Source organism: Flagellimonas ulvae, assembly GCF_049333175.1.
Taxonomy (GTDB): Bacteria; Bacteroidota; Bacteroidia; order Flavobacteriales; family Flavobacteriaceae; genus Flagellimonas.
The window spans coordinates 3,938,351-3,962,011 of sequence record NZ_CP186325.1; the positions used below are offsets into that span (position 1 = coordinate 3,938,351).

Annotated in this window: 25 protein-coding genes; 8 read left to right on the forward strand and 17 right to left on the reverse strand. The window is 39.1% G+C overall.

Annotation, left to right across the window (positions count from 1 at the left end; genetic code table 11):
* Window positions 1-37: 37 nt before the first annotated feature.
* The 8 genes from gap to ACOKFD_RS18480 all read right to left on the reverse strand — a co-directional run bounded on the left by gap (window position 38) and on the right by ACOKFD_RS18480 (window position 6,617).
* Entirely contained in the window at window positions 38-1,048 is a 1,011-nt protein-coding gene (gene gap, locus ACOKFD_RS18445) for a type I glyceraldehyde-3-phosphate dehydrogenase (RefSeq protein ID WP_422859250.1), read from the reverse strand.
* A gap of 24 nt (window positions 1,049-1,072) precedes the next feature.
* Window positions 1,073-1,948 carry a lipoyl synthase gene (gene lipA / locus ACOKFD_RS18450; protein WP_422859251.1) on the reverse strand — a complete coding sequence of 292 codons (876 nt, stop codon included), beginning with the start codon at window positions 1,946-1,948 and terminating at the stop codon, window positions 1,073-1,075.
* A 62-nt stretch (window positions 1,949-2,010) separates the two neighbouring features.
* Window positions 2,011-2,568: a sigma-70 family RNA polymerase sigma factor gene (locus ACOKFD_RS18455; protein ID WP_299000762.1), complete on the reverse strand. Its 558-nt coding sequence runs from the start codon at window positions 2,566-2,568 to the stop codon at window positions 2,011-2,013.
* 38 nt (window positions 2,569-2,606) lie between these two features.
* A complete protein-coding gene (locus tag ACOKFD_RS18460) occupies window positions 2,607-2,813 on the reverse strand; it encodes a membrane or secreted protein (RefSeq protein ID WP_299000763.1) in 207 nt (68 codons plus the stop codon).
* Window positions 2,814-2,889: 76 nt separating this feature from the next.
* Window positions 2,890-3,648 (reverse strand): anti-sigma factor, encoded by a 759-nt coding sequence (locus ACOKFD_RS18465; RefSeq protein WP_299000764.1) that lies wholly within the window; start codon window positions 3,646-3,648, stop codon window positions 2,890-2,892.
* A complete protein-coding gene (locus ACOKFD_RS18470) occupies window positions 3,645-4,211 on the reverse strand; it encodes a sigma-70 family RNA polymerase sigma factor (protein ID WP_299000766.1) in 567 nt (188 codons plus the stop codon). The genes ACOKFD_RS18465 and ACOKFD_RS18470 overlap by 4 nt, the downstream gene beginning before the upstream one ends.
* 199 nt (window positions 4,212-4,410) lie before the next feature.
* Window positions 4,411-5,427, reverse strand: a complete 1,017-nt coding sequence (gene murB / locus ACOKFD_RS18475; protein ID WP_422859252.1) for a UDP-N-acetylmuramate dehydrogenase — start codon at window positions 5,425-5,427, stop codon at window positions 4,411-4,413.
* Complete coding sequence (locus tag ACOKFD_RS18480; RefSeq protein WP_422859253.1) at window positions 5,424-6,617, reverse strand: pyridoxal phosphate-dependent aminotransferase; 1,194 nt, start codon at window positions 6,615-6,617, stop codon at window positions 5,424-5,426. The genes murB and ACOKFD_RS18480 overlap by 4 nt, the downstream gene beginning before the upstream one ends.
* A gap of 150 nt (window positions 6,618-6,767) precedes the next feature.
* Between ACOKFD_RS18480 and ACOKFD_RS18485 the strand changes: the two genes are divergently transcribed.
* Window positions 6,768-8,099, forward strand: a complete 1,332-nt coding sequence (locus tag ACOKFD_RS18485; RefSeq protein WP_422859254.1) for an aspartyl protease family protein — start codon at window positions 6,768-6,770, stop codon at window positions 8,097-8,099.
* A 51-nt stretch (window positions 8,100-8,150) separates the two neighbouring features.
* On the opposite strand, the gene ACOKFD_RS18490 is transcribed toward ACOKFD_RS18485, so the two are convergent.
* Window positions 8,151-8,540: a DUF1573 domain-containing protein gene (locus tag ACOKFD_RS18490; RefSeq protein WP_422859255.1), complete on the reverse strand. Its 390-nt coding sequence runs from the start codon at window positions 8,538-8,540 to the stop codon at window positions 8,151-8,153.
* Between the two features lie 192 nt (window positions 8,541-8,732).
* On the opposite strand from ACOKFD_RS18490, the gene ACOKFD_RS18495 reads away from it, so the two are divergent.
* From ACOKFD_RS18495 to ACOKFD_RS18520, 6 genes are all read left to right on the forward strand, one after another.
* Entirely contained in the window at window positions 8,733-11,357 is a 2,625-nt protein-coding gene (locus ACOKFD_RS18495; protein ID WP_422859256.1) for a valine--tRNA ligase, read from the forward strand.
* Window positions 11,358-11,397: 40 nt separating this feature from the next.
* On the forward strand, window positions 11,398-12,795 hold the full coding sequence (locus ACOKFD_RS18500; protein WP_422859257.1) for a Gfo/Idh/MocA family protein: 1,398 nt from the start codon (window positions 11,398-11,400) through the stop codon (window positions 12,793-12,795).
* 17 nt (window positions 12,796-12,812) lie between these two features.
* Window positions 12,813-13,868 (forward strand): mevalonate kinase family protein, encoded by a 1,056-nt coding sequence (locus ACOKFD_RS18505; protein ID WP_422859258.1) that lies wholly within the window; start codon window positions 12,813-12,815, stop codon window positions 13,866-13,868.
* The gene (locus ACOKFD_RS18510) at window positions 13,869-14,714 is read left to right on the forward strand and encodes a sugar phosphate nucleotidyltransferase (protein WP_422859259.1); all 846 of its coding nucleotides are present in this window, start codon (window positions 13,869-13,871) and stop codon (window positions 14,712-14,714) included.
* Between the two features lie 87 nt (window positions 14,715-14,801).
* Window positions 14,802-15,686 carry a dienelactone hydrolase family protein gene (locus ACOKFD_RS18515; RefSeq protein WP_422859260.1) on the forward strand — a complete coding sequence of 295 codons (885 nt, stop codon included), beginning with the start codon at window positions 14,802-14,804 and terminating at the stop codon, window positions 15,684-15,686.
* 102 nt (window positions 15,687-15,788) lie between these two features.
* Window positions 15,789-17,060: a sterol desaturase family protein gene (locus tag ACOKFD_RS18520; protein ID WP_422859261.1), complete on the forward strand. Its 1,272-nt coding sequence runs from the start codon at window positions 15,789-15,791 to the stop codon at window positions 17,058-17,060.
* A gap of 15 nt (window positions 17,061-17,075) precedes the next feature.
* Here the strand turns inward: ACOKFD_RS18520 and ACOKFD_RS18525 are convergent, their stop codons facing one another.
* The 6 genes from ACOKFD_RS18525 to rsfS are packed head-to-tail and all read right to left on the reverse strand — an operon-like array spanning window position 17,076 to window position 21,792.
* On the reverse strand, window positions 17,076-17,351 hold the full coding sequence (locus ACOKFD_RS18525; RefSeq protein WP_299000926.1) for an acyl-CoA-binding domain-containing protein: 276 nt from the start codon (window positions 17,349-17,351) through the stop codon (window positions 17,076-17,078).
* The gene (locus tag ACOKFD_RS18530; RefSeq protein WP_299000786.1) at window positions 17,344-18,009 is read right to left on the reverse strand and encodes a phosphatidylserine decarboxylase family protein; all 666 of its coding nucleotides are present in this window, start codon (window positions 18,007-18,009) and stop codon (window positions 17,344-17,346) included. Before ACOKFD_RS18530 ends, ACOKFD_RS18525 begins: the two co-directional genes overlap by 8 nt.
* The gene (locus ACOKFD_RS18535; RefSeq protein ID WP_422859262.1) at window positions 17,999-18,802 is read right to left on the reverse strand and encodes a phosphatidate cytidylyltransferase; all 804 of its coding nucleotides are present in this window, start codon (window positions 18,800-18,802) and stop codon (window positions 17,999-18,001) included. Before ACOKFD_RS18535 ends, ACOKFD_RS18530 begins: the two co-directional genes overlap by 11 nt.
* A 5-nt stretch (window positions 18,803-18,807) precedes the next feature.
* The gene (locus ACOKFD_RS18540) at window positions 18,808-19,416 is read right to left on the reverse strand and encodes an LUD domain-containing protein (RefSeq protein WP_299000789.1); all 609 of its coding nucleotides are present in this window, start codon (window positions 19,414-19,416) and stop codon (window positions 18,808-18,810) included.
* A gap of 53 nt (window positions 19,417-19,469) precedes the next feature.
* The gene (gene ftsH / locus ACOKFD_RS18545) at window positions 19,470-21,410 is read right to left on the reverse strand and encodes an ATP-dependent zinc metalloprotease FtsH (protein WP_422859263.1); all 1,941 of its coding nucleotides are present in this window, start codon (window positions 21,408-21,410) and stop codon (window positions 19,470-19,472) included.
* A gap of 4 nt (window positions 21,411-21,414) precedes the next feature.
* Window positions 21,415-21,792: a ribosome silencing factor gene (gene rsfS / locus ACOKFD_RS18550; RefSeq protein ID WP_106147839.1), complete on the reverse strand. Its 378-nt coding sequence runs from the start codon at window positions 21,790-21,792 to the stop codon at window positions 21,415-21,417.
* An 81-nt stretch (window positions 21,793-21,873) separates the two neighbouring features.
* Here rsfS and ACOKFD_RS18555 point away from each other — a divergent pair, with 81 nt between their 5' ends.
* Complete coding sequence (locus ACOKFD_RS18555) at window positions 21,874-22,617, forward strand: biotin--[acetyl-CoA-carboxylase] ligase (protein WP_422859264.1); 744 nt, start codon at window positions 21,874-21,876, stop codon at window positions 22,615-22,617.
* On the opposite strand, the gene ACOKFD_RS18560 is transcribed toward ACOKFD_RS18555, so the two are convergent.
* Together ACOKFD_RS18560 and pyrE are read right to left on the reverse strand one after the other, a co-directional pair.
* Window positions 22,614-23,009, reverse strand: coding sequence for an SRPBCC family protein (locus ACOKFD_RS18560; RefSeq protein WP_422859265.1), 396 nt, complete (start codon window positions 23,007-23,009; stop codon window positions 22,614-22,616). The two genes, ACOKFD_RS18555 and ACOKFD_RS18560, sit on opposite strands and share 4 nt — an antisense overlap.
* Window positions 23,010-23,015: 6 nt before the next feature.
* Window positions 23,016-23,657, reverse strand: coding sequence for an orotate phosphoribosyltransferase (gene pyrE, locus ACOKFD_RS18565; protein ID WP_422859266.1), 642 nt, complete (start codon window positions 23,655-23,657; stop codon window positions 23,016-23,018).
* Between the last annotated feature and the right edge of the window lie 4 nt (window positions 23,658-23,661).

Genomic DNA, 23,661 nt, shown 5'->3' on the forward strand with positions numbered 1-23,661 from the left:
ATTTTACCGCTTAAGCGATTGTGGGTTGAGCTCAAAATCAAACGTAATTCTTCCTAATAAACAAATCGATTACATCAATTATTCTGGAACAATATCCAGTTTCATTATCGTACCATCCTATTATTTTGACCATTTTGCCAATAACAGAGGTCATCAAAGAATCAAACGTACAAGAATAGCAACTATTGTTTATATCAATAGAAACTATAGGGTCTTCCGTATATTTCAACACGTTTTTTAAATCTTGGTTTGCGCGGAGTTCAAAAGCCTGGTTTACCTCTTGTATGGATGTCTCTCGTTTTACGTTGAACGTAATGTCCGTTAACGACCCATTGGGCACAGGCACACGTATACCACAGCCTCCAATAACATCTGACAAATTAGGGAAAATTTTGGTAAGGGCTTTTGCCGCTCCCGTGGTTGTAGGAATTATGGACTGTGAAGCCGCTCGGGAACGTCTCAAATCCCGATGAGGTCTATCGTGAAGGCTTTGGTCTGAGGTGTATGAGTGAATTGTGGTTATATAAGCTTGGTCAATACCGCAAAGTTCATTGATGACTTTGATCATTGGCGCGGCATTATTGGTAGTGCAGGATGCATTGGAAACAATGTTATCGTTTTGGCCAAGAATTTCTTCATTTACGCCCATCACTATCATTTTGATGGAATCTTCTTGAGGTGGAACGGAGAGTATCACCTTTTTGGCTCCGTTTTCAATATGCTTTTGAAGTGCCTCCCTAGTTTTAAACTTACCCGTTGCTTCTATTACTATATCCACATTATAATCGCCCCATGGGATGTCACTGGGATTTTGGTGATTCAATATTTGTAAGGAATGGTTATTTACATGAATCTGGTTCCCATCAGATGAAATATCGGCCGTAAAGCTGCCATGAATACTGTCGTACTTCAATAAATGGGCAAGGGTAGGGGCATCAGCAAGGTTGTTGATAACAGAAACTTGGATGTCCTGCCGATTTTCCAAAAGCCGGAAAAGTGTGCGACCAATACGACCAAAACCGTTTATTCCAATAGTAATGCGTTTCATAAAAAGAGAAAAACAAAAAGAGGGTTAGTCAATGTGTTTATGTGCCTTGTAGGATGATCTTACCAAAGCACCGCTTTCTACATGCCTAAATCCAAGTTCCAGACCAATTTCTTCGTACTTTTTAAATTGTTCGGGTAGTATGAATTCTTTTACAGGCAAATGTTTTTTGGAAGGTTGTAGATACTGTCCAATGGTTACCACATCTACGTCGGCAGCACGTAAGTCCTTTAAGGTTTGTATAACCTCTTCTTCCATTTCTCCCAATCCTAGCATGATGCCGGATTTGGTCCTTCTTGCACCGTTTTTCTTTAAATAGTCTAAAACCCCTAGACTTCGGTCATATTTGGCCTGAATCCTAACCTCACGGGTTAGCCTTCTCACAGTTTCCATATTATGCGAGATTACTTCTGGAGCTACTTCTAAAATTCTATCCAAATGCGTTTCAATACCTTGAAAATCTGGAATAAGGGTCTCCAAGGTTGTATTTGGGTTCATTCGGCGTATGGCCTTAACGGTTTCTGCCCAGATAATAGAACCCATGTCCTTAAGGTCATCACGGTCCACAGAGGTGACTACGGCATGTTTTATACCCATTATTTTGATGGAACGTGCTACTTTTTCTGGTTCTGCCCAGTCAACACTTTCCGGTCTTCCCGTCTTTACACCACAAAAACCACAAGATCGTGTACAGATATTGCCCAGAATCATAAAGGTGGCAGTACCCTCGCCCCAGCACTCACCCATATTTGGGCAACTTCCGGAGGTACAGATGGTATGTAAATCGTACTTATCAACCAACCCTCTTAACTGGGTATATTTTTTACCCGTTGGGAGTTTGACACGAAGCCATTTGGGTTTTCCTTTGGGGGGTGCAACGCTTTCAATCGTTGTGGTGCTCATATCAACTTTTTTGAATTACAAAGATACGAAACTGAGGTAGCATGATAAACTCAGATTGTAGTCTACTTCTTTTTAATGATTTCAGCCAACAATTTCTTGGCTCTCAATAATTTAACTTTGATATTGTTGACCGGTTCGTCGAGTTCTCTAGCTATGTCAGCATAGCTCAATTCGTTAAAGTATCTAAGGTTGATTACTTTTTGGTAATGGGGTTTTAGTTTTTTGATGTCCTGAAGCAGAGTGGCCAAATTTTGTTCTGTGATCAATTGGTCTTCTACTGTAGGAGTTTCATCTAGAACCCTTTGGACTGCATCCCCATGAGTGTCCATTTCTTCCAAAAGATTCTTTTTTCTTTTCCGGATTAAATCAACATGTAGATTTTTGGAAATAGTAATCAACCACGTACGAAATTCGAAGTCTTCGTTATAGGTTTCAATTTTATCAAAAGCATTGGAAAAAGTGCGTATGGTAATGTCTTCAGCGTCATTTTCGTTTTTGGTCCTTAACAACTGAAAACCATATACGTCGTTCCAAAAAGTATCCAAAAGAAAACTAAAGGCTATCTGATTTCCCTTTTTTGCCTTTTGGATGTTTTCCTTAATGGAATCGATTTTGTTCAAAGTGTGTATTTGCTACAAATGAGCCTTTTAGGTGGTGTTTACACCTCTACTACGGAATCTTTCTTGCAATCCTGCTCACTGGGAAGTTTACCACAATAACCGCAGGCTTCTCCTTCCTTGTTAAGAAACGGGCTTTGGCTAGCACAGGTCCCTGCAAACTTTCCATCTTTTTTAGACCATATTTTGATAGTTATTCCTGCGAGTGCTATCCCAAGAAGACCTATTGTAAGAAATACTAATTCCATAGTCGAAATTTTAAGCAAAATTACGAAATACAGAACTATTTGGAATGCTGTTTAAGGGAACTTTAGAAAAGTTTGCTTAATACATGATGTTCGCCACTATATTTTCTACGGAAGGGGTGGTGTTTCCTCCTTCAGGCTCAATAGTTATATAGCCTATGGCATTATCACCATAAGGAATGGCAAAGAGTTTGTCCTTGTCATCAAGATTTTTGATCACACCAAGGTTTACAAGCTCGCCATTTACTTCGGCCCACATCTGAAAACATTTGTTTTCAGGAAGTTGAGGTACATTACTGACGTTTATATATGAAAGCTTTTTTACAGGATTGATGTATGCAACAGCTTTAAGTTCTTTCCCTTCTTTTTTTCCTTTAACAGAATATTTTTTGGTATCCGGATTGTTAAGAACAATAAATTGGTTGCGCACGTCTTCCAATTGATTCTTCATATTCTCTTCCAGATACTTAATCTTATTGTTGACCAATGTATTTTCCTGTTGTAGGCTTTTATTTTGGTTCCAGAAAAATAAAGAAGACCCTGCAAAGACCAAAATAGCAACGCTGGCAGCTACTGCATATCTCAATAAACGAATATTGGAAGACTTTTGTTTTTTGGCACTATGAAGGATTATTTCCTTAAGCCCCTCTGGAGTTTTGCGCGAATAAAGCTTAGCATAAGCCTCTAAGTTATCCTGAAGTTCATTGTAAGTATTACGAACTTCTGGATACATGGCAATGTAACGTTCTGCTTGGGAAGACTCCTCTTTGGTGGCATCACCTATGAGATACTTTTCCAAAACATCTGACTCTAAGAATGATAGTATTTTTTCTTTCATGGCAAAACATTTAATAAAAGGAGTAGTATTGTCGGTACTTTATACAATTTACCAAGTTCACGTAATCCTATTTTTAGTCGAGATTTTATGGTTCCCAAAGGGATATCCAGTTCTTCACTAGCTTCTTGTTGGGTCATTCCCTCAAAAAATAGAGCTTCTAGAACTATTTGATATTTAGGCTCAATTTTTTCGAGATTATCCTGCATGTCCAAGACATCAGGCCTAATACCTTCCACTCCAACATTATATACGTCCGAAACATCGATTTGGACTTCCTTGTCCATTTTATTATTAATACTTCTCAGTTTATCAATTGAGGTATTCCTTGTGATTCGAAAAAGCCATGTAAAAAGCTTGGCTTTAGAAGCATCATAGGTATCTGCCTTTTTCCAAATCTTAATAAAGCTTTCCTGTAGAATGTCTTGGGCTAAGTCGTCGTCTTTCACCACTTTGTAGGCGACACCATAGAGCGTGTCTCCATAATGTTCATACAATAATGATATAGCCTTGTCATCTTTTTCAGCTAGAAGACTAACAATATGTTTTTCGATTAGTGAACTCATATGAGGTTGCTAAAGTAAAATTTATTGAGGGCGAAATCTAAAAATACGTTTTAGTCCGTATATAAAACAACGCTAAAATATAAAAAGCAATATAGTTAGGCGTTTACTTTGAAGATACAGTGCATTATAGCACATATTATATTAAGTTTTTGGTTAGTTTGGTTTGGTATAACCCCTGTAATTCATAGCAATGCAGGGGTTATCTTATTATGTTCACCTCTGGTGTTATTTCTATATTGAATTTTTTCTTGACCGTTTTTTGAATGTCCGTGGCCAGATCCATAATATCCTGTCCGCTAGCATTTCCATAATTTACGAGTACTAGAGCTTGTTTTTCATGAACTCCTGCATCTCCAATCCGCTTACCTTTAAAACCACATTGTTCAATAAGCCATCCCGCAGGTATTTTGATTTCGGATTTTGAAATCTGATACGAGGGAACCTCTGGATATGTTTTTTTTAATTTTTCAAAGACTTTTCCGGACACGATTGGATTTTTAAAAAAACTACCGCTGTTACCAATCTCATCAGGATCAGGTAGTTTACTTCTTCGAATAGCAATAACAGCCTTAGAAACATCATGGATAGTAGGATATACTATTCCTTGTTTTTTTAACTCATTCTCAATAGCACCATAATTCGTGTTGAGTTGATGATTTTCTTTGGTCAGCCGAAGGTTTACAGAGGTTATGATAAATTTTCCCTTCGCTTTGTTCTTGAAAATTGAATCCCGATAACCAAATTGACAGCTGTCTTGGTCAAATTCAACTAATTCACCTGTCGCTATTTCCATAGCCGTACAACTTTCAAAAATATCTTTTAACTCAACCCCATAGGCACCAATATTCTGTATTGGAGCCGTACCTGTGTTACCCGGAATTAATGAAAGATTCTCTAGACCTCCGTATCCATTGTCCAAACTCCAAAGTACAAGATTATGCCAGTTTTCGCCTGCCATAACTTTGAGTACTACCTCTGAATCTGATTCTTCCTCAATTGAAATTCCTTTTAGATTGATGTGAATGACAAGTGCATCAATATCTTGGGTTAACAAGACATTACTGCCACCACTAAGGATAAATTTTTTGGGATATGCTTTTAGTTCCAGAACTTTCTGAAGCTGAAGTAAGCTAGAGATTGCAACAAAGAATCTAGCCGTAACATCTATACCAAATGTATTGTACTCCTTGAGTGATATATTTTCCTGAATCTTCACTTGTTTGAATACTTTTTCAAGGCTTCTTTTAAGATTGATACTGCCTTTACAAGCTGCTCTTTTTCTAGAACGTATGCAATTCGAATTTGATTTTTACCAAGTCCTTCCGTTGCATAAAATCCGGCGGCTGGTGCTACCATTACCGTTTTTCCATCCATTTCAAAACTTTCCAAAATCCATTGGGCAAAATCATCAGCATCAGTAATTGGAAGTTCAGCAACACAGTAAAAAGCACCTTTTGGTATAGCCACTTTTACCCCTTCTATTTTTTGAAGCTCCGAAACTAAAATATTTCGCCTTTCTACGTATTCCTCAATGACATTGTCAAAATACTCTTGAGGTGTATCCAATGCCGCCTCGCTGGCAATTTGTGCAAAAGTAGGAGGTGATAATCTAGCTTGGGCAAACTTTAGGGCGCTATCCATTACGGCTTTGTTCTTGGAAACTAGACAACCAATTCGGGCGCCACACATACTATATCGTTTGGATACCGAATCGACAACTATGGCATGCTCCTCCATATCTGGCAATTGAAGAATGGAATAGTGCTTTGTACCATCATAAGTAAATTCACGATACACCTCATCAGCAACCAGAAAAAGGTTATGTTTTTTTACCAATTGCGCCAATTGTTGAATTTCTTCTTGGGTATAAAGGTACCCTGTTGGGTTTCCAGGGTTGCAAATTAGAATGGCTTTGGTTTTTGAAGTGATACGCTTTTCAAATTCATCAATAGGAGGCAGAGAAAAGTTATTTTCCAATTTGGAGACTATAGGAACTACCTTTACTCCAGATGCGGTGGCAAATCCATTATAATTCGCATAAAAAGGTTCTGGGATAATAATTTCGTCCTCTGGGTCCATTATGGTACCCATAGCAAAGAATAATGCCTCTGACCCACCTGTGGTTACAATAATGTCCTCATGTGAAACCGAAATTTCATTTTTTTTGTAGTAGTTGGCAATCTTTTTTCGATACGTTTCAGAACCTTCGGTCATGCTGTAGGCCAATACTTCAATAGTATTGTTCTTTATCGCATCCAATGCTACCTGGGGAGTTTTAATATCAGGTTGTCCTATATTTAGATGGATAACATGAGTTCCTCGCTTTTTTGCCAATTCGGCATAAGGAACCAACTTACGAATGGGTGAAGCGGGCATCTTTTTACCCTTTTCGGAAATCGTGGGCATTTGAAAAATTTTAGACAAAAATGGTGAAACCATGCCATGGAAACAACCAAATCTCCAAATATTTAAGCGGTTATAGTAATGTTAAATTAAAGTTATAATTACACGTTTTTTCCTATTTTTAAGAGAGATAATGTTTTAGAAGTAAACAATTTGAAACGGTTTATACCTTTTTTCGCCATTCTTTTTAGCTGTCTTCCGTTATGGATTTCTGCACAGGGATTCAAATTACCTGCCGAACAGAAAGTTCAGAAGATTAGATTTGAATTGGTCAATAATTTAATGTTGATTCCTATTGAAATCAATGGTTCGGACTTAACTTTTGTGCTGGACTCTGGGGTTAGTAAGCCCATTCTTTTCAATTTGGCAGAGCAAGATTCTGTACAGATTAATAATGTTTCTGAAGTCACTATTCGAGGATTAGGGGATGGAGAACCTTTAAAAGCTCTAAGTTCCAAGGGAAATGCATTTAAACTTGGGAAAGCCAAGAACTACAACCAGGACATGTATGTGGTTTTAGATAAAGAAATCAATTTCTCTACATCATTGGGTGTACCTGTCCATGGAATTATGGGGTATGACTTGTTTCGAGATTTTATTGTGGAAATCAATTACTCTTCAAAGAACATCAAACTACACAATCCTGAGTTGTATGAAGAAAAGTTGGACAAGAAGGCTCAAGTACTTCCGTTAACGGTAGAATCCAGAAAAGCCTACGTGCAAGCCACTGTTCTTTCAGAGGATTCGTCAGATATACCTGTAAAACTCCTGGTGGATACGGGTAGTAGTGATGCGCTTTGGCTTTTCCACCGTCCCGAAAAAGGCTTGGAAGTACCAGAGAAGCATTATGAAGACTATTTGGGCAGAGGACTTAGTGGTGATATTTTTGGGAAACGCTCTAAAGTTAACGGCATCCGTATTGGAGATTTTGAGTTAAAGGATGCCAAAGCGGCTTTTCCATATCGAGAATCTATTGGGTTTTTAAAGAATTTTGGAGATCGTAGTGGAAGTTTAGGCGGTGAAATCCTGAGAAGGTTTAATATGGTTTTTGATTACTCTCGGGGTACATTGAAACTCAAGAAAAACGGAAACTTCAAGGCACCTTTTCAATATAATCTTGCAGGTATCGAATTGCAGCACAACGGGTTGCGATACATTGCAGAAAGTATAGCCAACGCCAATGGCGTTGTTCAACAAAAGAGTGGTTCGTTTGGGAATGTTCAGATATTGTTGGAAAACAAAACGCGCCTCAGTTTGGTTCCCGAAATTGTGGTTTCTTCTATTAGAGTTGGAAGTCCTGCTGAGGAGGCCGGCCTTAAAGAAGGCGATGTTATACTAGCAGTGAATGGTAAAAAAATCCATAAGTACAAGCTTCAGGAGATATTGAAAATGCTCAACGAAAAAGAAGGAAAACGCATTCGAGTACTTATTGAACGCTATAATAGAGACTTGCTCTTCACCTTTGTATTGAAAAAAGTATTCTAAATAAAAAAGCCCCCGGTTTCGGAGGCTTTTCTTTCTTTTGATAGAATTTTTCTATTTCGCACCTTCCGCTTTAACGTTCCCTTTTATTTTAAGAACCTTAGTGGGTGTATCTGCGTTGGAAGTAACGGTAATGGCTTTTCTGATGGGCCCTACACGCTTTGTATCATACTTTACTTGGATTTCACCAGTTTTACCAGGCATAATCGGGTCTTCTGGTTTTTTTGGAATGGTACATCCGCAGCTGGACTTAACATCACTTATTACCAAAGGAGCTGTTCCTGTATTGGTAAATTCAAAAACTCGAATACCATCGCTACCTTTTGCGATTTCACCATAATCGATAGTCTCGCTCTTAAACTCGATTTTAGCAGTTGTATCCTGAGCATAAATGCTTAAGGACAACAACCCTACAAATAACATGAGTACAGTTTTTTTCATCATTTCTAGTTTTGGGTGAATTTCAAATGTAAATGTTTTCTACCTGCATCCAAAATTCTTTTGTTATGTTATAACGTTACTTATTTTTGTTTCGTATTTCCGGATGGGCTTTCAGCCGAAGTATAGCACAAATTTAATAATGCGACTCCTTCCAAACCTCTATCCGGGGCAAATAAGACAAAAATTATACCGAAAATGGAGATTCCTTCAAAATATGAACCTCAAAAGGTTGAGGAGCACTGGTATCAATACTGGATGAAGCACGACTTTTTTAGCTCAACGCCAGACGAAAGAGAACCATATACCATTGTAATTCCTCCCCCAAACGTTACTGGAGTATTGCACATGGGGCATATGCTCAATAATACAATTCAAGATGTGCTTATTCGTAGAGCACGACTCATGGGAAAGAATGCCTGCTGGGTCCCGGGAGCAGATCATGCTGCAATAGCGACCGAAGCCAAGGTAGTTGCCAAATTAAAGGCAGAGGGTATAGAAAAATCCGATTTAACCCGTGAACAGTTTTTAGAGCATGTTTGGGCATGGACGGACCAATATGGAGGAGTGATATTTGAACAACTTAAAAAGTTGGGCTGCTCGTTGGATTGGAAACGCAAGAAATTCACTATGGATGACGATATGTCAGCCTCTGTGATAAAAGTTTTTGTGGATTTATATGAAAAAGGCCTCATTTACAGAGGGTATCGAATGGTAAATTGGGATTCAGAGGCCAAAACCACACTTTCTGATGAAGAGGTAATCTACGAAGAACGGCAGGGACTATTGTATTATTTATCCTATGCTATTGAAGGTTCTGATGAAAAAGTAACCATTGCAACCACTAGGCCTGAAACGATTTTGGGAGATACTGCCATCTGTATCAATCCCAACGATGAAAGATACACTCATTTGCGAGGGAAAAAGGCCATCGTGCCCATTTGTAACAGAATAATACCCATTATTGAAGATGAGTATGTTGATATTGAGTTTGGTACAGGATGCCTAAAAGTAACTCCTGCCCACGATGAAAACGATAAAAACCTTGGGGATAAGCACAACTTGGAAGTTGTTGATATCTTTAATGAAGATGCGACACTAAATTCCTATGGACTTCATTACAAGGGCAAAGACCGTTTTATAGTACGGAAGGAAATTACCAAAGAACTTGAAGAAAAAGGATTTTTAATAAAGACCGAGCAACATACCAATAAAGTGGGTACTTCGGAGCGGACCAAGGCAGTAATTGAACCTCGGTTGTCTGACCAATGGTTCCTGAAAATGGAAGGTTTGGCCAAACCAGCCCTTGAAGGGGTATTGAAGACAGGTGATGTGAAACTGCACCCTAAAAAATTCGAGAATACCTACCGCCACTGGATGGAGAATATCCGAGATTGGAATATTTCCAGACAATTGTGGTGGGGCCAACAAATACCGGCCTATTACTATGGAGATGGTAAGGAAGATTTCGTTGTAGCCGAAACAAAAGAAGCTGCCTTGGAAAAAGCTAAATCCAAGAATCCAAATATCCAAGAATCAGACCTGAAACAAGACCCAGATGCTCTGGACACTTGGTTTTCTTCCTGGCTTTGGCCCATAAGCGTTTTTGGAGGAATTTTGGACCCCGATAACGAAGAGGTCAATTATTACTATCCAACCAGTGATTTAATAACGGCCCCAGATATCTTGTTTTTCTGGGTAGCGCGAATGATTATCTCAGGATATAAATATCGTGGTAAAAGGCCCTTTGAAAACGTGTATCTTACAGGCTTGGTAAGGGATAAACAACGACGAAAAATGTCCAAATCCCTGGGTAATTCTCCGGATGCCCTTAAACTTATGGGCGATTTTGGTGCCGATGGGGTTCGTGTGGGCTTATTGCTGAGTTCTCCTGCGGGTAATGATTTGTTGTTTGACGAAGCCTTGTGTCAGCAAGGGAAAAACTTTGCCAATAAAATCTGGAATGCATTCCGTTTGATAAAGGGATGGGAAGTGGTTGATATGGAACAACCCAAATCGGCCAAAGTTGGAATTGATTGGTATGCGGCTAAATTTAACCAGACCTTGGCGGAGGTAGACGACCATTTTTCCAAATACCGAATTTCGGATGCACTCATGGCCATCTACAAATTGGTATGGGACGATTTTTGTTCATGGTTGCTGGAAATCGTTAAGCCTGCGTATCAGAAACCGATTGATAAAACAACGTATGATGCAGTGATTCATTGGTTTGAAGAAAATTTAAAGTTACTTCATCCCTTCATGCCTTTTTTAACGGAAGAAGTATGGCAGCATATTGCAAAGCGAACACCACAGGAAGCATTGATTGTTTCCAATTGGCCTAAAGTAGGTCCGCAAAAAACGGAACTGATTGAGGACTTTGGTTTTGCTTCTGAAGTCATTTCTGGTATTAGAACCATTCGTAAAGAAAAAAATATCCCACAGAAGGAAAGTTTAGAACTTTCCATTTTGAACAGCGAAGGAATTGGAAATACCATGGATGCCATTATTTTGAAACTGGGCAATATTTCAGCGATGGAATTTGTTGATTCTGGTTTGGATGGAGCTCTTAGTTTTAGAGTAAAAAGCAACGAATATTTTATTCCAATTGGAGGTTCCATTGATGTTGAAGCTGAAATCAAAAAAATTACCGAGGAATTGAATTACACAAAAGGCTTTTTACAGTCCGTACAGAAAAAGTTGAGCAATGAACGCTTTGTGAACAATGCCCCTGAAAAAGTAGTGGCTGTTGAACGGAAGAAAGCCGCCGATGCCGAAGCTAAAATTGAAACCTTGGAAAAAAGTTTGGCAAGTTTGGGATAAAGTAAACCAACGTGTATTCACGTAATAAAAGACCACTCCAATGAAGAAAATCGACAGAAGAAGTTTTGTTAAAAAAACTACACTCTCATCCGCAGCCATTGGAGCTTGGTCTATAATTCCAGAATACGTTAGAGCTTCTGAAAGTAGGCCCGTTCAATCCAAATATATGGGAGGTTTTGCCGCCCCAAAATTGGAAAAGGTCAGGGCCGCATTTATTGGAGTAGGAGCAAGAGGAGGTACCCACGTCAAGTTTTTTGCATCCTTACCAGGTACCGAAGTCGTGGCTATTTGCGATGTTTATGAAGATTTGGTGAAAGAAAAAACCTCATGGGTTGAAGAGGTTACAGATAAAAAAACGGCAAACAAAGTTGCACAGTATTGGGGTGACGAAGACAAATGGCGGTTAATGCTCAAAGAAGTGCGATCAGATGTAGTCTTTATTGCTACCAATTGGTCTAACCATGCTCCTATGGCCATAGAAGCTATGAAGCAAGGTGCCCATGCCCTTGTTGAAGTTCCAATTGCAGTAACCCTGACTGAAATGTGGGACATTGTGGATACCGCAGAGCGCACCCAAAAACACTGCATGATGTTGGAAAATGTCAATTACGGTCGGGAAGAACTCATGTTCTTGAATATGTGTAGACAAGGAGTGATTGGCGAGATTCTTCATGGCGAGGCGGCTTATATTCACGAATTACGTTGGCAAATGGCTGAAGAGCAAAGGGGAACCGGCTCTTGGCGTACACATCACTACGCCAAAAGAAATGGAAACCTCTATCCCACACATGGGTTAGGACCAGTGGCCCAATACATGAATTTGGGACGTAAAGATGATACGTTTGGAAGTATAGTCTCATTCTCGACACCGTCCATTGGACGAAAATCATACGCTGAAAAAAACTATGCTGTAGATCATAAATGGAATAAGCTAGATTACAAAGGAGGTGACATGAATACTTCCATCATCAAGACCCATTTGGGAAGAACCATCATGGTGCAATGGGACGAAACCAGCCCCAGACCTTATAGCCGATTGAATCTAATTCAAGGGACCAAAGGGGCTTTGGCCGATTTTCCAACCCGAATAGCTTTGGAGGGTGGAGTGGAAGGTATTACAAAAGACCATCATACATGGGTAGAAGGAGATGAATTGGATGCTATTTATGAAAAATATGACCATCCACTCTACAAACGACTGAATAATGCCACAAAAGATAGTGGCCATGGTGGGATGGATGGTATAATGGTGTATCGTATCGTGGAATGTCTTCAAAAAGGACTTCCTTTAGACCAAAATGTATACGAAGGCTGTTTTTGGAGTGCCGTGGCCCCTTTGAGTGAGCGTTCTGTCGCCAGTGGTGGAACTTCTCAACCTTTTCCAGATTTCACCCGTGGAGAATGGATAAATACCAATCCTTTGGATATCGTTACATAATCATTTTCTGATACTCCATGATTAACATTGCTGTACCTGCCCGAATCTGCTTTTATGGCGACCATCAAGACTATTTGGGACTGCCCGTAATTGCCGGAGCCATTGATAGATATATAAATATATCCGCAGTTCCCGATAACTCCAATCACTTTGAAATTCGGCTAAAAGATATAGGGGAACACCGTACTATTGATTTAAATGATTCATTGGAACATGTTGAACAAGGAGACTATTTTCTGTCAGCCATTGCAGTCCTTAAAAAATACGGATTACATCTAAATCAAGGATATACTATTGAAATTCATGGAAATATTCCCGTAAACGCAGGTTTGTCCAGTTCATCCGCTCTAACTGTAGCTTGGATTCGCTTTTTGCTTGCTAGCCAGGAATTCCAGAAGGAATGGAGCAACCAACAAGTAGGCTACTGGGCATATGAGGCTGAGGTACTTTTTTTTAATCAACCTGGAGGACTAATGGACCAGTATACCATTGCTCAAGGTGGACTTATTTTTATTGATACAGAAAAAGGGGAGAGCACAAAGTTAAATTCAAATCTGGGCACATTGGTAGTAGCCGAGTCGGGATTATCTAAAAAGACCTTGACTGTCTTGAAAAATGGACGGATATATGCTCAAAATGCCATTAAAGCTGTAAAAACACAATATCCTAATTTTAATATCAAGGATGCTGAGGAAAAAGATTATGAAAAATATAAATATTGCGTTCCAAAAGAATATTTAGCCCATTGGTATGCAGCAATTCATAACTATCAGATAACTAAGGATGCCAAAAAAGAACTTTTAAAGGAAAACCCTAACCCAATTTTGCTAGGGGAATTAATGAATGAGCATCAAATGATATTGCAGAATCAAATCCAAAATACACCTGAACCTATGATGGGTACGATGGATGCTGCAAGAAAAGCAGGAGCTTTGGGAACCAAGATTATTGGCTCTGGAGGAGGGGGGTGTATGGTGGCCTTGGCAACCGAAGAAACCAAGAAGGATGTTATTGAGGCCTTTTTAAGTCAAGGGGCAAAAGATGCCTATGAGGTAAATCTAACCCAAGTATAAATGAATAACGATAACTTGGTCATTATGGTAGGCGGTGCTTCATCTCGAATGAAAAAAAGTCTAGAGACCGTTAATTTGGATGATGCTACAAAAAATGCAGCACTACAACTCCACAAAAGCCTTATTCCTCTTGGTGAATCAAGGAAGCCTTTGCTTTACTATTTGATTAAGAACGCAGCTAAAGCGGGGTATACAAAAGTGTATTTGATTACTTCCAAAGAAAATAAAGGGTTCAAAAATGTGATTGGGAATAAGGATAGTAACAACAAGTATCAAGGTGTTTTTGTGCATTTTGCCATTCAACATATTCCAGTAGGTCTTGAGAAACCCTTGGGCACCGCTGATGCGCTTGAGCAATGTCTAGACCAATATCCAGAATTAAAGAATACCTATTTTACGGTGTGTAACGGGGATAATTTGTATTCCAGTGGTGCTTTGATGGATTTGCGAAAAGAAAGGGATGAGCCCAATGCGCTAATTAGCTACGCAAGCTCTGGACTTCAATTTTCAGAAGGACGTTTGGCCAAATTTGCTTTGATGGATATTGCCTCAGAAGGGTATTTAAAGGGTATCGTTGAAAAGCCCGAAATGTCTAAAATGGACGAATATCGCGATACATTGGGCGAGTTACGTGTCAGTATGAACATTTTTAGCTTTTCTGGCAAAGACATCTATCCTTATCTAAAAAACTGTCCCATTCATCCAGTTCGTAACGAAAAAGAACTACCTGAAGCAGTTCGGAACATGGTTACCGATAATCCAAAAAGTATGCTCTGTTATCCTCGGTCAGAGCGTATTCCAGATTTGACCAATGCGGAAGATATCAGGCGCTTTAAAGTTGAATAATGGTTTTTCATAATCCAAAAAGAAAGTTGTTATCTTTAGGAGTGACTCTAGCAAAACCGTATTCGTAACTTCCAAACACACTACATCATGAAAAAGCTCAAAAAAGAAGACATTAAACAAGAGGTCTTTGATTTATACGATGATTACGCCCATAACAAATTACAACGACGTGAGTTTATGGAAAAACTTTCCTTATACGCAGTTGGGGGAATCACATTACCATCGTTGATGAGTTTTCTGATGCCCAATTATTCGGATACTTTGTTGGTAAACCCAAAGGATCCCAAGTTAAATTCGGATTATGTTACTTACGACTCCCCTAAAGGAGGCGGTCCAATCAAAGGGTTGCTGTCCATGCCAAAAGACACCAAAAACAAACTGGGAGGAATTGTTATCGTGCATGAAAATAGAGGATTGAATCCTTACATTGAAGATACCGCTCGAAGAGCTGCTCTGGATGGGTTCATTACCTTGGCACCAGATGCTCTTTCACCTTTGGGAGGATATCCTGGGAACGATGATGAGGGTAGAACCATGCAGCGCCAACGCGATAGAGGAGAAATGTTGGAAGATTTCATAGCAGCTTATGACTACTTAATGAATCATGATTTGTGCAATGGAAAAGTAGGCGTGGTAGGTTTTTGTTTTGGAGGATGGATTTCAAACATGATGGCTGTGCGTTTACCTGAATTGGCTGCAGCTGTTCCTTTTTATGGAAGACAACCACAAACGGATATTTATAAGATAAATGCACCTTTAATGTTGCAGTATGCAGGTCTGGATACTCGAGTGAATGAAGGATGGCCAGAGTATGAGAAAGAACTAAAACGACTTAGTAAGGATTACGTTGCCTATATGTATCCTGATGTAAACCATGGTTTTCATAACACCAGTACTCCAAGATATGATAAACCTGCTGCAGAACTTGCTTGGCAACGTACTATGGATTTTTTCAAAGAAAAACTGCGCTGATAAATCAAAACACGGGTTTTCAAGAAGTTCACATATCAATTCGGATAGGCTCTTGGTTAAGTCTACCTTCAATTTTAACTGGTTTTTTATATATTTAGTTGTATGGAAACCTACGCCACGGCACTTTTATATGCGATACCTTTTTTTGTAGGATTGGTTCTCGTTGAAATCCTTTATGGGCACTTCGTAAAGAGGCAAATGCACAATGTAATGGATACCGTGAGCAGTTTGAGCTCAGGACTTACCAATATTGTTAAAGATTCCCTTGGTATAGGTGTAATTATAGTTAGCTATCCATTTTTGTTGGAACATTTGGCCTTGATGGAAATTAAAGAAACATGGCTGGTCTGGATTATAGCCTTTATCGCCTTGGATTTTGCAGGATATTGGAACCATAGGCTGAGCCATCAGATTAATTTTTTTTGGAACCAGCATGTTATCCATCATAGTAGTGAAGAATTCAATCTGGCCTGTGCGTTGCGTCAATCCATATCTAACCTGTTGGGATACTTTCCACTTTTACTTATTCCCGCAGCTCTTTTGGGGGTACCTCACAAAGTAATAGCCATTTTGGCACCCATTCATCTCTTTGCCCAGTTTTGGTACCATACCCGGCATATTGGTAAATTAGGTTGGTTGGAGTACCTTATCATTACCCCTTCACAACATCGTGTGCACCATGCTATAAATCCGGAGTACATTGACAAGAATTTAGGACAGATTTTTAGTGTTTGGGACAGAATGTTTGGAACTTTCCAGGAGGAATTGGATGATGTTCCACCACAATATGGAGTTTTAAAACCGGCTAACACCTGGAATCCAATCCATATCAATTTTCAGCATATATGGAGGTTGGTGCAAGATGCATGGCGTACAAACAACTATTGGGATAAGTTAAGAATATGGTTCATGCCTACAGGTTGGAGGCCATCTGACGTTAACAATAAATATCCAGTAGCTATCATTGAAGACGTCTACAACTTCAAAAAGTACAGAACTGATGCTTCTTTGGTTTTTAAGGGATATGTTATTTTTCAACTACTGGCTACCACTGCAATGATGATGTTTATGTTCTACAACTATTCCAATATTGGATTCACTGGTCTTCTATGGTTTGGAGCTTATGTTTTTGTGGGCATTTACGGATATACAACCCTAATGGACCGAGTTTCCTATGCGGTATGGATTGAAGTGTTTCGAGGTATAGCGGGGCTCGTGCTGATTCTTTTAACTGGCAATTGGTTTGGAATGAATGCTTACTTTGGTTTTGGTTCTTATATGATGGCACTGTATTTTACCATTACCATTTTTGGAGGGATTTACTTCACTTATCAAGAAAAGGATATGGCAGTGGATGGGATAGAATTAAACTGACTTTACCAAAAACCCTTAATTGTCTTTCTTATCCTTGAGACGGAGCTTATCTGTTAAAGCAATGTAGTTTTTCATGGCTTCTTCCATGCTGATGTTTTGAGCCTGTATCAATGCATTTGCTTTAAAGGCATTGATTAGTGGGGTTTTGCTCCCAGGGTGGTTAAAGTTCTTATTTGCTATTTTGTAATAGGCATATAGTTTAAGGAGGGTGTCAGCAGGTAGTGGCTTGGTGTAGGAGTTCAGGTAAGCCACAGCCTCATCAAATTTTTTATGTAAGCTATCATCACTCATCTTTCTTTCTGAAAGCTGCAATACAGGTTTTGGCACCTACTACTTTTTGATTGATTGTCACTGCTATATCACAGTCCAAAGGCAACAATAAGTCTACTCTAGAGCCAAACTTAATGAATCCGGCATCTTGTCCTTGGGTCACTTGCTCTCCTTCTTCCGCATAGTTGACAATTCTCCGCGCTAATGCTCCCGCAATTTGGCGATACCCAATTTCACCGAACTTCGGTGTGTGCATAATCACGGTGGTTCTTTCATTTTCCGTGCTTGATTTTGGATGCCAAGCTACAAGGTATTTGCCAGGGTGGTATTTGGAATAAGTGATGGTTCCGCTGGCAGCATAACGTGTAACATGGACATTCAACGGCGACATGAAAATAGAAACCTGTCTTCTCTGTTCTTTAAAATATTCAGATTCATATACTTCCTCAATGGCAACCACTTTTCCATCTACTGGAGCCAAAATCTCATCAAAATCTGGAGTAACAGACCTTCTGGGGTTCCTAAAAAATTGAAGGACAAGAATTAGAAAAACCAGTGCCAATGATTGAATTCCGATTCTTAACCATTCAATATCCACATAATAATGGGACAAAAGGATTAAGGCTACCGCTATAAAAAATGTTGTAATAATTATTTTCTGCCCCTCTCTATGAAACATAGGAAAAAATGTTTAGTGTCAAATATGCAAATGGAGCGGCAAATATAAGACTGTCCAAACGATCCCAAATACCTCCATGGCCAGGTAAAATGGCACCACTGTCCTTCACCTTTGCCAAGCGTTTAAACTTAGATTCCAATAAGTCGCCCAGATTACCGGCTATCACCAAAATAATAGCCAAAAGTATCCATTGGATTAGGGTTATGCTGGTTTCGTAACCAGCCATTATATATGCTGCTATACATGCAAAAATAAGACCTCCCAGTGAACCTTCAACAGTTTTTTTTGGAGAAACTGATGGATATAATTTTGTTCGACCTATGGATTTGCCCACCAAATAAGCGAATGTGTCGTTGACCCAGATTAGAATAAAGAGACCCATAATTAAAAATTTGGCGAATCCATTCTCCTTGTACGGAATCATGGTCAAAAAAATACATCCACCTCCAATATACAATACGGCAATACCAAACTTTTGGACCTTAGTAAACCTAGTTTTTTTCTTGGAAAAGAGAAATGCCATTAAACTTAGATTCGTAATCAAGGTGGAAACCAGTAAAATGGTGATAGGTAAGGGGTGTTGGGTAATGTAAATGAAGACCCACCAGATTGCCAAATAAGCAATGAAAATGTGGTATCCTTTTATTCGTACAATCCTTTTAAACTCGTATAAACAGCCTAGACCGAATACCATGAAAAGAAAATCAAAAGCGTCAGAACTTAAAAAAACCGCCCCAAGCAGCAATACCACGTAAATCACACCGGTTAAAGCGCGTCTTAGTATTTCCTTCATTATTGTTAGTAATCTTCCAAAAGCAAAAGATATACATTTTTTGAGGCACTACCGTAGGAAAGAAAATCATTTTTGTTCTCGGGTGTGGGCTCAAAGTGCTTTAGGGTAGTGATATTATTGGGAATATTCTTGCGATATTTCTCTTTTATGATTTTGAGACCTTCACTTATGGAATCTACCAACTGGCTTGTGGTGGCATAAACTATTAGGTTGGAAGGTAGTTCGGATAGTTTCTTTTCCTTGATTTGATTGGAGCAAACAAGAATAGACCCGTTATGTGCAATAAGATGCTCACAGGTGGTGAAGAAAATCTCACTTTCGTTACGTACTTTGGTAAATTTGAGCTTGTCTTGCTTGAATCTACTTTCAAGCCTATCGTCCATCACATAAAATAGATGGCTCTGCCAATCATTCTCTGAGATAATGTTCTGTAAAGCTTCGGTTACTTCTGCATCATCTTCACAATAGATAAACTTACCGCCATTTTTTTTAAAGTAGATTGTGAATTTTTCATCCACTGGGATTTTCAAATCAGGCATATGGGCTCCACGGGTTTCCAAAGTTTCTTTGGACACCTTTTTTCCTCCACCAAAAAGTTTATCAAATACTCCCACTTCCTTTTGAGGCTACTTGTTTACCTTTTTATCTTCAGCAAAATGCCAAATAACTATTCCGCGGTCTCTAGCTCTTCTTTCTCAAATGGCCTTTTTCCAAAGATTTTCTCTAAATCGTCTTTGAAAATTACCTCTTTGTCCAAAAGACGATCCGCCAGTTCGGTCAATTTATCTTTATTCTCTTTCAATAAATCGATGGCTCGTTGATACTGTTTCTCAATGATTTTAGAGATTTCTTCATCTATCTTTTGAGCAGTTTCTTCACTGTAAGGCTTGCTGAAGCCATATTCATTTTGCCCAGAAGAATCATAATAGGTAACATTACCCAATTCTTCGTTCAATCCATAGATGGTAACCATGGCTCTGGCCTGTTTGGTCACTTTTTCCAAATCGCTAAGTGCACCTGTTGAGATTTTATTGAAAATCACTTTTTCAGCTGCTCTACCACCCATTGTTGCACACATTTCATCAAGCATCTGTTCTGGTCTAACAATCAGCCTTTCTTCAGGTAAGTACCAAGCTGCACCTAGAGACTGTCCCCTTGGAACTATGGTAACCTTTACAAGAGGTGCGGCATGTTCCAGCATCCAGCTCACCGTAGCATGTCCCGCTTCGTGAAAAGCAATGGTTTTCTTCTCTTCTGGGGTGATAATTTTATTTTTCTTTTCAAGACCACCAATAATTCGGTCAACCGCGTCCAAGAAATCCTGTTTTGTAACGGCTTTTTTCTCTTTTCTTGCCGCAATTAAAGCGGCTTCGTTACAAACGTTAGCAATATCCGCTCCTGAGAATCCAGGTGTTTGTTTGGCCAAAAAGTCCAAATCCAAGGTTTCCGCTGTTTTAATGGGCCTAAGGTGAACTTCAAAAATCTCTTTTCGTTCCCTTAAATCAGGTAAATCCACATAAATCTGTCTGTCAAAACGACCAGCACGCATTAAAGCTTTATCCAGTACATCGGCACGGTTAGTTGCCGCCAAAACAATGACATTGGTATTGGTGCCAAAACCATCCATCTCAGTTAATAACTGGTTGAGTGTATTTTCACGTTCATCATTAGAACCTGTGAAGTTATTTTTTCCTCTAGCGCGACCAATTGCATCAATCTCATCAATAAAAATGATGGCAGGAGATTTTTCTTTCGCTTGTTTGAACAAGTCACGTACTCTTGAAGCACCAACTCCCACGAACATTTCAACGAAGTCCGAACCAGAAAGCGAGAAGAAAGGAACCTTAGCTTCTCCAGCAACGGCTTTTGCTAAGAGTGTTTTTCCTGTTCCAGGAGGGCCAACCAACAGCGCTCCTTTTGGAATTTTACCCCCAAGTGAGGTATACTTGTCAGGATTCTTTAGGAATTCTACTATTTCTTGCACTTCCTCTTTGGCGCCTTCCAATCCAGCTACATCCTTAAAGGAAGTTCTGGTATCTGTTTTTTCGTCAAAAAGTTTGGCCTTCGATTTTCCAATGTTGAAAATCTGACCACCAGCACCTCCGCCAGCACCTCCAGACATTCTTCGCATCAGATAAATCCAGATACCTATAATAAGGGCGAATGGAAGTAAGGAAAGCAACAATTCTCCCAATACATTGGATTCCGTGTCGAAATCCACAATGGTGTCCAGATTATTTTCTTTTTTGATGCTTTTAATTTCATCCTCGAAGTTTTGAAGATCTCCGTAATCCAGAACATATTGTGGCATTTTGCCCGCGGAAAAGTTGAAAGGTCTATCCGCCACATTGCGGTGGACATCCTTTTGTAAAGCTTCTTCGGTCAAAAAGACTTTAGCCTGTCTGGTATTTGTGATGATAAGAATTTCAGAGATATCACCGTTTCTGAGATATTCTTGTAATTCAGACGTAGTTGTCTTTTCTGTACTTGAAAAAGCACTTCCGCCAAAAAATTGGAAACCTATGATCAATGCGATTACCACACCATAAATCCACCATGAACTGAACCTTGGTTTCTTGGGGGTATTGGGATTATTTTCTTTTGCCATTTTTTTAAGAATTGTAACTGCTCTCCACCATGGTGACTTTGGCATCTCCCCAAAGTCCTTCAATATCGTAGAATTCTCTTATATGTTTTTGAAATACATGTACTACCACGTTTACATAGTCCATTAAAACCCACTCCGCATTATCGGAACCTTCTACATGCCAAGGTTTGTCCTGTATTGCTTTGCTCACGGTTTTTTGGATGGAAGAAACTATTGCATTTACATGCGTGTTGGAAGTACCATTGCAGATAATAAAGTAGTCGCAAACTGTATTTTCAATTTCCCTAAGATCTAAAAGATTAATGTCAACACCTTTAACTTCTTCTATTCCATGTAGTATTAAGGCAATTAGTTCATCTGCGCTCGCTTTCGTTTTCTGCATTCAAAAATTTTAGTTTCTACAAAGTTATGTTTTTTTTGTTTTCTTAGTCCTAGATTTTAATATATCCTTGGACGCACCACTTTGGGAGAACTATCACAAATAATCAAACTTGATGCCACGGACTCCACGAATCTTTATTTAAAGAGTTTGGCGATGTCCAATGCCTTGAAGGATTATACCACAGTGGTAACCAAAGTACAGAAAAAGGGTAGGGGACAAATGGGAACTGTATGGAAATCTGAAGCAGGTAAAAATCTGACGTTTAGTGTATTGAAGCATTTTAACACTCTCAATGTTGACCATCAATTTCATTTGAATATTGCGGTTTCCCTTGCCTTGCATACCGTTTTGACTGACTTGAATATTCCAAACGTTAAAGTTAAATGGCCTAACGACATTATGTCAGGTTCAAAAAAGATTTGTGGTATTCTCATTGAGAATGTCTTAAATGGCAGTTTGGTAAAAAAGTCTGTCATTGGTATTGGGCTCAATGTAAATCAGGCTTCATTCAATAATCTTGACAAAGCGTCTTCTTTATCCCTCCTTTCAGGACGTACTTTTGACTTAGATTATGTCTTAAAGCTTATTCTTGAAAAAATAAAGGCTTTCTTGGACACATTGGAGCAGATTTCAGCATTTGACATGAAAACAAATTACGAATCTCTTTTGTTCCGTAAGGATCAAGTATCCACCTTTAAAAAACAGGATGGCGAACTTGTTCCTGGCATAATTCGAGGTGTTTCTGAAGAAGGAAAGCTAATTGTGGAACTAGAAGATGAAATTTTTACTCAATATTCCTTTAAAGAGGTATCCCTACAGTTCTAAACAGCTGTAGCCATATTGTTGGACAAAGTTTCCATGAAATTGGTTATGGGGCTTTTTATCATCATGGCCATCATGGCATTAAACTCTCCCTGAAAACTCAAAGTAACCTCACTTTCTGTCTCCTCTACGCTATTAATAAGAGCTGTCAATGTAAAGGGTAGCTTATCGCTGGCAGCACCAAGAACTACTTTTTCGTAAGGAACTTGTTCCTTTCTTCGCAGAACGATTTCTGGCATGCCTTTTAGGGCAAACTTGAAAGTATCGTCATCCAACACCTCGAATTTATCAATGTTTTCTGGCATTAATTTTTCAAAGTTTTTGATGTCGGTCAAAAATTCAAATACTTCCTGTTGACTTCTAGCTAGCTTTTGAATTGGAGTCTCAATATGCATATTGGGTTATTGTTTCCATTGCTGTGGATTTGATTTCCACTGCAATAGGGTTTGTAATTGTGATTCTTTGATATAGTTAGTTTCAGAGGCCTGCTGAATCAAATGGTCGTAATCTGATAAAGTATGAAGTGAAACATTCTCTTCATTAAAATTGGACGAAGCAATTTCAAAACCGTAAGTAAAAATGGCTATCATCCCTTTTAGCTCAACATTTTTACTTTTCAATGCTCTTACTGCATTTAAGCTGCTTTTTCCAGTACTTATTAGGTCTTCAATTACTACAACAGTCTGTCCTTCTTCAATTTGTCCTTCAATTTGATTTTGTCTCCCGTGGGATTTAGGTTCCGGTCTCACATAAACAAAGGGTAGGTCTAAAACCTCAGCAACCAAAAGGCCTATTCCAATGGCACCAGTTGCCACTCCTGCGACCACATCGGGTTTTCCATACAATTGTTCCACTTGTTTGGCCATTTGTTGGCCAACAAAACGTCTTACCTTTGGAAAGGAAAGCATAATACGATTATCACAATAAATAGGGGATTTCCAGCCAGAAGCCCATGTAAATGGATTTTCAGGATCCAACTTTATTGCATTAATTTGTAGCAATAGCTCAGCTGTTTTTTTCGCTACATCCTTGTCTAAAACCATTGCG